Origin of the sequence: Sorangium sp. So ce117 (genome assembly GCF_051524395.1) — a bacterium.
GTDB lineage: Bacteria > Myxococcota_A > Polyangia > Polyangiales > Polyangiaceae > Sorangium > Sorangium cellulosum_B.
This window is the reverse complement of sequence record NZ_CP150309.1, coordinates 3,810,032-3,822,944: the sequence shown is the minus strand read 5'-3', so window position 1 is coordinate 3,822,944 and position 12,913 is coordinate 3,810,032. Positions and strand designations below refer to the sequence as shown.

Here is a 12,913-nt window from a genome sequence, read left to right as displayed (position 1 = left end):
CGCGCGCGATCGTGCCATCGCGCCATCGCGCCGCCCGCACGATCGGCTCGGCGCGGCGCGCCGCCGGCTCACCCCCGCCGGCAGCTCCGCTCGATGGTGTCCATCAGCTTCAGCACGTCGAACGGCTTGCTGAGGATCGCGTCCGCGTCGATGCCGGCGCGCTCCGTCGCGCCGCGCGCGGTCATCACCACGGTGGGCGTGGCGGCGAGCGTCGGGTCGCGCTTCTGCTCGGCGCGAAACTGGAACCCATCCATGACCGGCATCATCAGGTCGAGCAGGACGAGCGCGATGGACGAGGGGTCGTCCCGCAGGCATGCGAGGGCCTCGCGCCCGTTCGCGGCGCAGGCGACCGCATACCCCTCCTCTTCCAGGAGCTCGCTCAACGTCCGGCGGATCGCGGCGTCGTCATCGACGATCAGGATGCGCTTGCTGGGACGGCTCGTCGTCATGCGCACTCGCTCCCTTCGCAGGGTGACAGCGACCAGGGCGCCACGACCTCGGGCCGGCCCGCGGGGCCCCCTCGCGCCGGGCGCCTCAGGCGCCCTCGAATCCCGGCAGACCCTGCCGGCCCGAGGCCCGAGGGCCGGCGAGCGGCAGGGTCACCTTGAAGGTCGAGCCCTCTCCCAGGACCGAGCTCACCTCGATCGAACCCTCCAGCGCTTCGACCACCTGCATCGTGATGTAGAGCCCCATACCCAGGCCGCCATAGTGCCGCGCCGACACGGCGCGCTCGAACCGCCCGAAGATCCGGCCGATGTGCTCCTGCGCGATCCCGATGCCGTGGTCCGCGATCGTCAACGTGGCCATCGAGCCCGTCGAGGCGACGGCGATCTCTATCGAGTTTCCCTGACCATACTTGAGCGCGTTCGAGACGAGGTTCTCGACGACCTGCTCGAGCCGCACACGATCCCAGCTCCCTGCGGCGTCGTCCGCCGCGCTCACGGTGACCCGCGAGCCCGCCTCCGCGATCTCGCCGCCCTCCTGGAAGCGAGACACCACCTGCCGGACGATGTCCGACAGCCGGACCTGCTCGAGCTCCAGGGCGAGGCGCCCCGCGGAAATGCGGGAGATGTCGAGGAGGTTCTCGACGAGCCGCCTGAGCCGCTCGCTCTGCCGGCGAACGAGCCCGAGCCGGTCCATGAGCCACGGGAGGCGCTCCCTGTCGGGGCACAGCTCGGGCGCGCGGCGCATCAGGGTCTGGATCTGCAGCGCGAGCGGGGTGAGCGGCGTCTTCAGCTCGTGGGAGGCGATCGAGAGGAACTCGTCCCGCAGCGCGATCGCGCTCTGCGCGTCCCTGTACAGGCGCGCGTTGTCCACCGCGAGCGCGCAGCGGCGCCCGAGCTCCTCCGCCGCCGCGAGGTCCTCCCGGCTGTACCGGCGCTCGGATCGCACGACCATGAAGGTCAGCGTCCCGAAGAGCCGTCCGCGCCGCGCCAGCGGGACGCACATGAACGAGTGCGCCCCGATGGCCCGTATCACCCGGAGGTGCTCGTCGTTCTGCGCGATGGCGCGCATCTGCTCGTCCGTGAAGTGCTCGACGAGCACCGACCTCTGCTCGAGGAGCACCTTGGTCGGCGGGTGCTCCGGGTTGCCGTCGAGCTTGGGCGCGAAGCGCTTCGCCTCCTCGGCCACGGCTGCGAGCGAAGGGTCCGAGTGCGCCACGCCGACCCGCCGGAAGGCGCCGTCCTCCTCGTCGAGCGCGTCGACGACGCAGAAGTCGGCGAGGACAGGCACCGCGAGCTGCGCCACCCGCGCGAGCGTCGTGGAATAGTCGAGAGACTCGGCCAGCACCACGCTCGCCGCGTCCAGGAAGCGGGGCAGCTCCTGCGCGCGCTCCCGCTCCGCGGCCTCGACCGCGCGCCGCCGCATCCGCGCCATCTCGATCTGCGTCCGGACGCGGGCGAGGAGCTCGCGCGGCGAGAACGGCTTCACCAGGTAATCGTCCGCCCCCGTGTCGAGGCCCTCGACGACGGCGTCCTCCCCCGCCCGGGCGGACACGAGCACCACGGGGACGCTGCTCGTCCTCGGGTCCGCGCGGAGCTCCCGGAGGAGCGCGACGCCGTCGAGCTCGGGCATCATCACGTCGCTCACAACGAGGTCGGGCGGGCGCGCGAGCGCGGCCTCGAGGGCCGCCCGCCCGTCCGAGGCTGCCTCCACGCTCCACCTCGGCGTGAGCAGGTGGATGAGGTACTCGCGCATGTCCGCGTTGTCGTCGGCGACGAGGATCCGGCCCTCTCCGCCGCCCGGGGCGACCTGCGCGGGCGCGGCGTCGGCGCGCGGCTCCGGGCCCGCCGGCGCCGCTCCTTCGCGCCCGGGTGACTGGGGTGAAGACCACTGGGACGCCTCGAGCACGTGGAGGCTCGCGCTCGCCGCCGAGGGCGCCGGCTCCCCTGCGGCGACCACGCGCTCCGGCGAGAGGTGCGCGCGGCCCCTCGGGATCGCCACGGTGAACGCGCTCCCCTGCCCCACCGCGCTCGAGGCGCGCAGCGAGCCCCCGTGCGCCTTGACGAGCTCCTGGACGAGGGAGAGCCCGATCCCGGTGCCCTCGATGCTCCGGCTGCGCGCGCCGTGCACGCGGTGGAACCGCTCGAAGATGCGCGGGAGCTCCTCCGAGGGGATCCCGGTGCCTGTGTCGCGCACCGTCAGCTCGACGTGGTCCGGGTGAGCGCGCAGCGAGACCGCGATCTCCCCCTCGAACGTGAACTTGAAGGCGTTCGAGAGGAGGTTCATGACGACCTTCTCCCATTGCGCCGCGTCGACGTAGACGGGCTCGGGCAGCGGCGGGCAGTCCACGACGAGCGACAGCCCCGCGCCCTCGATCAGCGAGCGGAAGGAGCTCGCGAGCTCCGCCGTGAGCCGCGCGAGATCGGTGGGCGCGAACGACGTCTGGAGCCGCCCCGCCTCGATGCGGGAGAAATCGAGCAGCGTGTTCACGAGCCGGAGGAGCCGGAGCGTGCTCCGGTGGGCCGCGGCGAGGCCGTCGCCCCCGAGAGACCCCGCCGGGCTCGACAGCGCGTCCTCGACGCGCCCGAGGATGAGGGTGAGCGGGGTGCGGAACTCGTGGCTCACGTTGGCCACGAACTCCGTCTTGAGGCGGTCGAGCGTCGCGAGCTCGTCCCGGTGCTGCGCGACCTCGCGCTCGAGCCGCCGCTGCTCGGTGACGTCCCGCCCCTCGGCGATCATGAAGACGACCTTGCCCTGCCGATCCTTCACGGGGTTCAGGTTGAAATCGATCGTGATGCGCTTCTCACCTTCGTTCCCCCCGAGGACCTCCACGTCGTACCTGACGAACTCGCCGCGGGCCGCGCGCCGCACAGCGTCCTTCAGGCGCTCCTGGATCTCCGGCGAGCCCTGCCACCAGCGGCACTCCCAGAAGGGCACGCCGTGCACCTCCCTCCGCTCCACGCCGGCGCCGCTGGTCGAGGTGTGGTTCGACTCCCAGCTCGTACCGTGGGCGTCGAGAAGGCCGAAGAACTGGAAAGAGCTGTTCATCGCGACCCGCGCCGCGAGGAGCCGCATCAGCCCCGACTCGCGGCCAGGGCTCGCGCGGGCGAGCTCCTGCTTCAGGAGCTCTGTGTCCCAGAGGAGATGTTCTTCGGAGTCGTCCACAGGTCGCACGATCGCGAGGTCTTCCAGGCATTCAATGAAGTCGCGCCCTTCTGCGCGCTCCTCGCTCGATCGCTGTTTCATCCCTTCTCGCATCACGCTCGCGGCTGCTCGAGGCAGAGAACAGCTCATCCTGAAGCGCTTAGTGGAGATCGCCGACCACGCAAGGGCTGAGCGGCAACCCCCCCTTGAACTTCCACGGGGGGCCCGCGCGTGGATCCGGATCGTTCGAGCGCGCGCCCCCCCTGCGTGCGCCGCAGCAGCCGATCACCACCCGCTGCTGCTGAGGCAGCAGCCCCCTCCCACCGCTCCTCCCTCCTCCACGGTCACGGCCAGGGCAGAGCTGGCCCGGTTAGTGCACTTGGCGCGTGAGGGCGGAGCGCGCGATGACCGTCAGCTGATGAGGGCGCGCAGGGCGCCCCAGGACATCTCGGTGGAACCCAAGACCTCTCTGCAGCGCGCCCCCGGCGCTCCGGTGCTCCCGGACACGCCCTTCCGGTTCATCGTTCACTTCGTCGGTCGTTACCGCGCCTGGTATCTGGCGATGTTCGTGTTCGAGTCGGCCCACGCCTCGTGCGGCATCATGATCCCGTACGCCATCGGGCAGGTCATCCAGGGGGTGACGCAGGCGTCGGGCGCTGGCCGCGTCGTGCTGAGCGGACGGCTGCGCGACGCGCTGGCGCTGTTCGTCGCGCTCATCGCCGGAGAGTTCCTGTTCAGCCGGATCGCCGGCCTCTGCCAGATCCTCGTCGGGCCGTGGCAGCGCCAGAACGTGACCCGCAATCTGTATGCGTACCTCCAGCACCACTCCCATCGTTACTTCAGCAACAACTTCGCCGGGGCGCTCGCCCACCGGATCAGCGAGACGTCGATGGGGGTCTCGCAGACCCTGTGGGCCATCCTCTTCGACTTCTGGCCCATCGCCATCGTCTTCTCGGTCTCGATCGGGCTGCTCTACAGCGCTCACCCGGCGCTCGCCGCGGTCGTCTCGGCCTGGGCGGCGCTGTTCGTCGGCATCTCCTACTGGCTCGCGACCCGGTGTCAGCCCCACGCGGTGAGCGCCGCGTCCGCGCGGAGCGAGACAACAGGCAAGCTCGTCGACTCCGTCACGAACCTCACGAGCGCGCGGCTCTTCGCCCGGTTCGGCTTCGAGCGCGCGTACCTGGACGAGCAGCTCAAACACGAGCTCCGCGCGGTGCGCAGATCGAACTGGTACTCCGAGCGGGTGCGCTGGTTCCAGTTCGCGTCCGCCGCGCTGCTCAAGGTGGGGACGCTCTACCAGTCGCTCAGGCTCTGGGAGCGCGGCGACATCGGCGTCGCCGAGTTCGTCATGGCGACGAGCCTGTCGCTCCTCATCATCAACGAGGCGCGCAACCTCAGCCGCCGCTTCCTCGAGTTCTTCGAGTTCGTCGGCAACGTCGCGAACGGGGTGAACACCATCGTCCGCTCCCACGAGCTCGTCGACCGCCCCGAGGCCGTCGCCCCGACGCTCGAGCGCGGCCGGATCGAGCTCCGGAACGTGACCTTCGGGTACACGCCCGGTCACCCGATCTTCGAGGGCCTCGACGTGACGATCCCGCGCGGCCAGCGCGTCGGGCTCGTCGGCTTCTCCGGCTCCGGCAAATCCACCTTCGTCAGCCTCATCCTGCGTCTCTACGACATCGACTCCGGTCACATCTTGATCGACGGCGTGGACATCCGGGACATGACGCAGGACGCGCTGCACGCGCAGCTCAGCCTGATCCCGCAGGACCCGAGCCTCTTCCACCGGACGCTCCTCGAGAACATCCGCTATGGCCGGCTGAACGCGACCGACGCGGAGGTGGTCGAGGCAGCGCGGAAGGCGCACGCGCACGATTTCATCGTGCAGATGAAGGACCAGTATCACTCCATGGTCGGCGAGCGCGGCGTCAAGCTCTCGGGCGGCCAGCGGCAGCGCATCGCCATCGCGCGGGTCATCCTGAAGGACGCGCCGATCCTCCTCCTCGACGAGGCGACCTCGAGCCTCGACTCGATCACCGAGCAGGCCATCCAGGACACGATGGACGGCGTCATGAAGGGGAAGACGGTGCTCGTCATCGCCCATCGCCTCTCGACCGTGGTCCACCTCGACCGCATCCTGGTGTTCGAGGACGGCCGGATCATCGAGGACGGCACGCACGCCGAGCTGCTCGCGCGAAACGGGGCTTACAAGCGGCTCTGGAGCAAACAGTCGGACGGATTTCTGCCGGAGAGCGCCGCCGAGGCGCCTGCGGCGATGGAGGCGCCGCCGGCCCGCGTCCACGAAGCACCGCGGCTCCAGCCGGCGGCTGACCGCGCCGACGAGCTCCCGCGGGGTGCTCCGCTGAAAGCGTGGGAGGCACCGCTCGCCTGAGCGGCCGCCAGGATCGAGCAGGCCGCGGGCGCTCGTGCCGAGCTCAGGCCGCGGCCGGCTCCCTGAGATGAGCTTCCCCCGACGCCGAGGCGCGCGGGACTGGAGCGCGCCGGCGCCGGAGAGGCGCGCTTACCGGAAGCTCCACGGCTGCGGCTGACCCATGCGGGCGCGGAGGCCCTCCTCCCAGCGGACGAGCCGCGGCGTGAGCCACGCCGTGCCCACGGCCAGGACGGCGCCGGCGACGACATCGATCGCGTAGTGCCAGCGGAGGAGCATGGTGGAGACGATGATGTTCATGGAGAAGAACGCGGCCACCACGGCGAGCCAGAAGAGGCGCCGGTCGGTGCGGGCGCGGTGGAACGTGTACAGGGCGAACCAGAGCGGCGCGGCCGTGTGCAGGGAGGGAAAGACGTCCTTCATCGCGCCGCCGGCCTGCACGACGCTGCTCACGCAGCCCCAGAAGAAGCCGCCGTCCAGCGGCCCCTGATAGAGGTGGCTCAGCGCCTGGATGGGGCCGTACGCAGGGACCGCCATGTAACCGAGCTGGCCAACACAGTAGACGATCGTGGTGCCGACCGCGTACTCCGTCGTCCCCCGGCCTGGTCGGGCGACCCATACCGCCAGCACCATCGAGAGGAAACAGATCAAGAAGTAGCTGAAATAGAAGAAGGAGAACCACTCCACGATCGGGCGCGTGTTGAAGCGCTCCATCCAGAGCGCCGGCTCGACGCGGAAGAGGAGGAGGTCGAGGTGGAGGAGCTCCGCGTCGACGCTATCGCTCCGGACCGCCGGCAAGAGGGTCCGAAGCGAAAGGTAGTTGAGGAGGAAGGCGCCGACGAGCGAGAGTCGGTAAAGGACGCTCCGCAGCAAGGGCGCCAGAAACGTCGCGCGGCGCACGAGCACGCAGACGGACACCAGGGCGGCGATGCCCGCCAGATTGCGGCTCATGCACTGCGCTCGCAGCTCCGTCGGCGGCGCGCCAAGCAGGAAGATCGTCGTCAAGGCGAGATAGCCGATGAGGATCGCGTCGTGGAGGGCGAACACGCCGACCAGGCCGCGCAGAGCGTCCTTCAACAGCGCGCCTTCGCGCTCGACGTCGACCAGCCCGCCGGAGCCGGCGACCTCATCGCAGTCCGTTGTGAGCCTCTCTTGCATTCGGGGACGTTCCAGGGATGGGATGGTGCGCATGGGCTGATGACGCCGGGCCGCTCTGTATCACGTGTTCGCGCGTGGCGTCACCGTGACATCGGTGACGCTCCAGCGGCCGGGAGGCAACAGGCTCAGCAACTCGGGGGCCACACGGATGTCGAGTTTTTGACGGGCCGGTTCGCGCCGCTTGACAGCGGTAGGGGGCTCCACGCCCCCGGCATGGCGCTCCCGCGACAGCCCAACCGCCGCCTCGGCGGACTGCACGCGTGCGAACGCAGCGACGCAGCGGCGCAGGGTCTACGCGTCACGACGAAACTGTCGCGTCCCAGGTTGGGCTGCCGGGCTCCCGCAAGCGCAGAATCTGCGCGACGGCGTCGCCCCCGGATCTGCGGGACGGATGCACCCACAACGCCGGTCGGGGGATCCGCGATGGCGATCGACAACGCGCGCCGTCAAGCACGCTGGGCACCGGAGCACGATTGTCGCGGCGTCCCGGCGGCCGTGACGTCGGCGACGTCGCGAGCGCTGGAGTCGTCCACACGAGAGGACGCCGTGGATTTCGACCGCGCGGCGCGGACGAGGCGCGATGGCCCGCGCGCTCACGACCGGTGGGGCAGTCTGCCGCGCGGCGAAGCGTCCGCTGGAACGCCGGTCTCGCCGGGCTGAGCGGCGCTGGACGCAACGCGACACAATCGGCGCTGCGCACGTCGGCGCAGAAACCGCGTCTTCCCTGGGCGCGCCCGGAGGATCGCGCTCACCTCACCCTGCTGGAGCGCACCCTGGACGCTCCCGAGCGCTCACGAGAATCCACGGAAGTCCCGCTGGATCCGCGCCGGTGACGTCGCGTGTCCATGGATCCCTCTTCATGGCACTCACGTTGCAGTCCCCCGGAGGAGCCGACATCGTTCAGCGACGATCCCACAGGGCACCACGCCTGGGTCCCCCGTGAGGGCGCTGGAGCGATGCGCCCAGACACCAAGGAGACGACTCATGGCACAGCAACACGGTCAGAGCAGCAGTCGTGGGTTCGCCGCGATGGACCAGAAGCAGCAACGCGCGATCGCGAGCATGGGCGGCAAGGCCGCGCACGAGAAGGGCACGGCCCACGAGTTCAGCTCCGAGGAGGCCCGCGCGGCCGGCCGCAAGGGCGGCGCGAGCGTGAGCCAGAATCGCGAGCACATGGCCGCGATCGGCCGCAAGGGCGGCGCGGCCGTGAGCCAGAACCGCGGACACATGGCGCAGATCGGCCGCAAGGGCGGCGAGTCGCGCGGCGACGGACAGAGCGACGCGCCGGGGGAGAGCGCCCGCGAGGGCGAGCAGGGCGGCAGCGCCGCACGTCACGCCGACGCCGCCGAGCCGCGCCACGAGGCGAACTGAGCAGCGCCGCGGCACATCGCCGCCGGTGATCGGGCGCGCGGGGGTGTCCGCGCGCCCGATCGTCCGTCACGGCGACAAGGTGACGAGGAAGACGTCGCCGTTGCTGCGATCGCCCACACGTGCGCTGTGCTCGATGGCAGGGAGGCCGCCGCCGAGCTCGATCCGCTCGCCGTGGAAGAGGCCAGCGGCGACGGTGTTCCCGCTTCCGGTGACGGCCTGGGCCGTCGAGAAGCAGAAGACCCCATCGCGGTAGACGTCGGACCAGAGCTCCTCGGAGAAGTCCGGACTGAGCTTCGCGACGAACGCATCGCCCGACTCGGGCGGCACGATCTCCACGGGCGCCCCGCCGAGCTCGAGCGCCTCCGTGAAGTAACCGCTCAGCACGTGGTTGCCCCAGGGGTCCTGCGAGAAGCCCCAGACGAACTCGTCGCCCGCGGACGGGAGCCCACGGGCGGCGAGCGGCTCACCGGTCTCTGCGTCGAGCCGGGCCAGGTAGAGGTCGTAATCCCCGACCGCGGCGCGCTCGATGTCCGTGAGCCCGACGCGGAACGGAGCGCTGTAGTTGCCGAGGACGACCGGATGCCCGTCGAGCCCGAGGCCGATGAACTTGGCGAACTGCTCGCCGGCGGCGCCCAGCGACCGGCCCCAGACGAGGCTGCCCGACGCGAGCTCGAACCGCAGGACGAGCCCATCGATGCTGTAGATCGGCTCGTCGTCGCGCGAGCCGTCGACGGCGCTCTCCACGACGTGGCCGTCGATCTCGAGCCTTCCGCCGAAGGCGCCGGCCGCGTAGAGGGCCGACTCGCCGACCGCGATGCTGCGGAAGCGCTGCCAGCTCTCCGCGGAGCCGAACCGCCGGCTCCAGAGGTGGCCGCCGCCGGCGTCGAGCTTCGCCACGACGACGTTGGGACCGCCGCTCCCCTCGAGCGCGGTCCCGGGCGCCTCGCTGAAATTGATGCTGCCGTCGACCATGCCGAGGACGACGATCTCGCCCGCCTCGGTGACGGCCACGGCCGTGGCGCCCTGATCGAGCTCGCCGCCAAAGCGCTTGCTGAAGAGGTGGTTGCCGCCGGCGTCGAGCTTGGCGACGAAGAGGTCCTTCCCGCCGGCGCTCACGAGCTCGGTGCTCGCGTCCGCGCCGAAGTTGAGGGTCCCCTCGAACTCCCCGGCGACGACGACGTTGCCGCTCGGATCCGTGGCCACCGCGAACGCGACCTGATCGGACTTGCCCCCGAAACGCCTGCTCCAGACGTGGCCTCCCGCCGCGTCGAGCTTCACGACGAAGAGGTCGAGACCACCGTCGCTCACGAGGGCGTCCGCCTCACCACCGAAGTTGATCGCCGTCTCGAAGCCGCCGACCAGGACGACGTTATCGTGCAGATCCGCCGCGATCGCCTCGATTCGCTCGTTCTTCGCCTCGCCGGCGCCGAGCCCCCACAGGGCATCTCCGAGGAACGCCGGAGGCTCGCCGCCGCCGCTGCCGCCCGCGCCGCCGTCGCCGCCTGCGCCCCCCACTCCACCTGATGCACCGGCGCCCGTTTCGCCACCTTGCCCCCCGCCGCCTCCGACTCCACCGCTGCCGCCGGCGCCTTGCCCCCCGCCGCCTCCGACTCCACCGCTGCCGCCGGCGCCTTGCCCCCCGCCGCCTCCGACTCCACCGCTGCCGCCGGCGCCTCCGACCCCGCCTTGTCCGCCGGCACCCCCTTCACCGCCTTGCCCCCCGCCGCCTCCGGCCCCGCCCTGCCCGGCGACGCCGCCTTCGCCGCCCTGCCCGGCGACGCCACCTTCGCCGCCTTGCCCGCCGGCGCCTCCGACGCCGCTCGTCGACGAGGTGACGCCGTCCTCAGGCTCGGAGTCGCAGCCGTTGCAGCCCAGGGGAAGCCCCATGCTCGTCAGAAGAGCAATCCGAGCCACGTTCGTCACCAAGTGCGTTTTCATTCATCCTCCATGTCTCGACGAAGAGCCCGAGCCGCGGGCGCTCGGTGGAGCCAAGGCCGATCCGGCATCCCCTTGCTGTGGGCTGTCGAACCTCCTCAATCTGCTGTGTCGTGGACGTCAAGTACGCGTGCGCGCGGATCGAATCAAGCAGCTGTCGCGGCGAATTCGTGGCAACGATCGGCTACCCCTGGCTCCGCCGGAACGGCGCGTCCCGCCTGGACGGCGCGCCTCGCCTGAACGGCGCTCCCCGCTGATCAACCGTTCTCTTGCACGCGGCCCGCGATGGCCTCGGACGCGCGCCGCGCGCGTCGCAGGTTTGCCTCATCGTGGCAGAATGCCTCACCGTGAGCCTCGCGGCACGTCCAACATACAAGCCGCGCCGGGCGGCGGTGGGCGCGGTACGCGATCTGCATCGTCCCGCGACTGATGTGGGTGGCTTGGCTCAGGAGCGCCACGACTCTCTTTACGCTCGTCACGCTCGCTCCCTTCGCGTGCAGCGGCGACAAGCGCCGCGCGGGCAAGCGTCGGGACGGCGCTCGGCCGCTCACCCGCCTGTCGCCCGCTCGCTTCAACGACCTCTCCGCAGACCCGCGGGAGGGGTCTGACGAGCTCGCCCGAGCGCGCATTCGCGCGCGAACGAAGAGCGCCGCCGGCGCGCGTCCCCCCGCGCGCGCCGGCGGCGCGGCGGCCATGGAGGCCGCATCCGGGGCGTCTGGCGCGGCGGATCATCACGCCTCCCGGGCGGCAGACCCCATAACCCATCACCGAGACGAAGCGCCGAGCCAAAGCGCTCGGCGCCCAGACGCGGAGCGCCTATGACGGAGCGAGCCTACGATAAGAACACCGCCTGGACCCACGCCGTCATCCCTCCGATGACCCCCCTCGCGACCGACCACGAGGCGGACGTGTGCGTCGTCGGCGCGGGGATCGCCGGGCTGACGACGGCGTATCTCCTCGCGAAGGCCGGAAAGCGCGTCGTCGTCCTCGACAACGGCGCCATCGGCGGGGGCGAGTCAGGGCTCACCACCGCGCACATCACGCACGCGCTCGACCGGCGCTGGGCCTCGCTCGCGAAGCTGCACAGCAAGAGCCGCCTGCGCCTCGCCGCAAGGAGCCACACGGCGGCCATCGAGACGATCGAGCGGATCGTCGCGGAAGAGAAGATCGACTGCGACTTCCGGCGCGTCCACGGCTATCTCTTCACAGCCCCGGGGTCGCCCCCGGCCACCCTCCGGGACGAGATCGAGGCCGCGCACCGCGCCGGGCTCGGCTCGACCCATTACGTCGACCGCGCGCCGCTGCTCGATTTCGATACGGGGCCCGCGGTCCGCTTCCCCGATCAGGCGCAATTTCATATCCGCAGGTACCTCGCGGGGCTGGCGCGGGCGATCGAGCGCGACGGCGGCAGGCTCTACACGCTCGCGCACGTGGTCGACGTCGACGAGGACTCCGTGCCTCACGGGGTGGTCGTCAAGACGGCGCGCGGGCACCGGGTGATCGCCAGCGAGGCCGTGCTCGCCACGAACTCCCCCTTCCTTCCGCGCTTCTCCGTGCACCTGAAGCAAGCCGGTTACCGGACCTACGTCGTCGGCCTGCGCATCCCGCGGGGCGCCGTCCCACCGGGGCTCTACTGGGACACGGCCGAACCGTTCCATTACGTCCGCCTCGCCAACATCAACGGCCCGGACGGCCCGGACGAGGTGCTCCTCGTGGGAGGAGAGGACCACAAGACCGGACAGGCCAGCGACGCGGACCAGCGCCACGCGCGGCTCGAGGCGTGGGCGAGAGAGCGCTTCACGCAGGCCGGCGAGGTGCTGCACCGCTGGTCCGGCGAGGTGATGGAGACGGTCGACGGCCTCGCGTACATCGGTCGCATCAGGAAGGGATCGAGGATCCTCATCTCCACGGGCGACTGTGGCAACGGCATGACGCACGGGACGATCGCAGGCATCGTGATCTCGGACCTCGTGCAGGGCCGCGAGAGCCGGATGGCGTCGCTCTTCGATCCCACCCGCGTCAACCTGAGCCTGGCCGCCGTCTCCGAGTACGCGAAGGAGAACCTCAATGTCGCGTGCCAGTACGCCTCATGGCTCGGCAAGGGAGATGTCCCTGACGTGGCGCAGATCGCGCCTGGCGCAGGCGCCGTCGTGCGCAGGGGCCTGAAGAAGCTCGCCGTCTACCGCGATCCGCAAGGGCAGATCCACGAGATGTCGGCGATGTGTACCCACCTCGGCGGCGTGGTCTCGTGGAACTCCGCGGAGCGCAGCTGGGATTGCCGCTGTCACGGCGCCCGCTTCGACGCCATGGGCCGCGTCCTCCGAGGCCCGGCGACGGCCGATCTCACGCCGATCGCGCCGAGCGAGGCGCCTCTCAGCGCCGGAGGATCGGTTTCGCCGCCGAGGGAGCGGGAGCGGGTCGCCGGCCAGCCTGCGGCCGTGCCCCTGCCCCAGAGTCGCCCGGCCACGTGAA

Annotated in this window: 7 protein-coding genes; 3 read left to right on the top strand and 4 right to left on the bottom strand. The window is 71.0% G+C overall.

Translation table 11 applies throughout. From position 1 onward, the window contains the following. Positions 1–68 precede the first annotated feature (68 nt). Both WMF46_RS14395 and WMF46_RS14390 read right to left on the bottom strand, forming a co-directional pair. A complete protein-coding gene (locus WMF46_RS14395; RefSeq protein ID WP_437552478.1) occupies positions 69–449 on the bottom strand; it encodes a response regulator in 381 nt (126 codons plus the stop codon). An 85-nt stretch (positions 450–534) separates the two neighbouring features. Further along, on the bottom strand, positions 535–3,690 hold the full coding sequence (locus WMF46_RS14390) for an ATP-binding protein (protein WP_437986131.1): 3,156 nt from the start codon (positions 3,688–3,690) through the stop codon (positions 535–537). Positions 3,691–4,006: 316 nt separating this feature from the next. On the opposite strand from WMF46_RS14390, the gene WMF46_RS14385 reads away from it, so the two are divergent. Next, entirely contained in the window at positions 4,007–5,980 is a 1,974-nt protein-coding gene (locus WMF46_RS14385; protein ID WP_437986130.1) for an ABC transporter ATP-binding protein, read from the top strand. A 129-nt stretch (positions 5,981–6,109) separates the two neighbouring features. Here the strand turns inward: WMF46_RS14385 and WMF46_RS14380 are convergent, their stop codons facing one another. Further along, positions 6,110–7,135, bottom strand: a complete 1,026-nt coding sequence (locus WMF46_RS14380; RefSeq protein WP_437986129.1) for a phosphatase PAP2 family protein — start codon at positions 7,133–7,135, stop codon at positions 6,110–6,112. A gap of 984 nt (positions 7,136–8,119) precedes the next feature. Between WMF46_RS14380 and WMF46_RS14375 the strand changes: the two genes are divergently transcribed. Then, complete coding sequence (locus WMF46_RS14375) at positions 8,120–8,506, top strand: KGG domain-containing protein (RefSeq protein WP_437986128.1); 387 nt, start codon at positions 8,120–8,122, stop codon at positions 8,504–8,506. A 66-nt stretch (positions 8,507–8,572) separates the two neighbouring features. On the opposite strand, the gene WMF46_RS14370 is transcribed toward WMF46_RS14375, so the two are convergent. Next, the gene (locus WMF46_RS14370; protein WP_437986127.1) at positions 8,573–10,444 is read right to left on the bottom strand and encodes a PE-PGRS family protein; all 1,872 of its coding nucleotides are present in this window, start codon (positions 10,442–10,444) and stop codon (positions 8,573–8,575) included. An 815-nt stretch (positions 10,445–11,259) separates the two neighbouring features. Between WMF46_RS14370 and WMF46_RS14365 the strand changes: the two genes are divergently transcribed. After that, positions 11,260–12,912 carry an FAD-dependent oxidoreductase gene (locus tag WMF46_RS14365; RefSeq protein WP_437986126.1) on the top strand — a complete coding sequence of 551 codons (1,653 nt, stop codon included), beginning with the start codon at positions 11,260–11,262 and terminating at the stop codon, positions 12,910–12,912. Position 12,913: the final 1 nt, after the last annotated feature.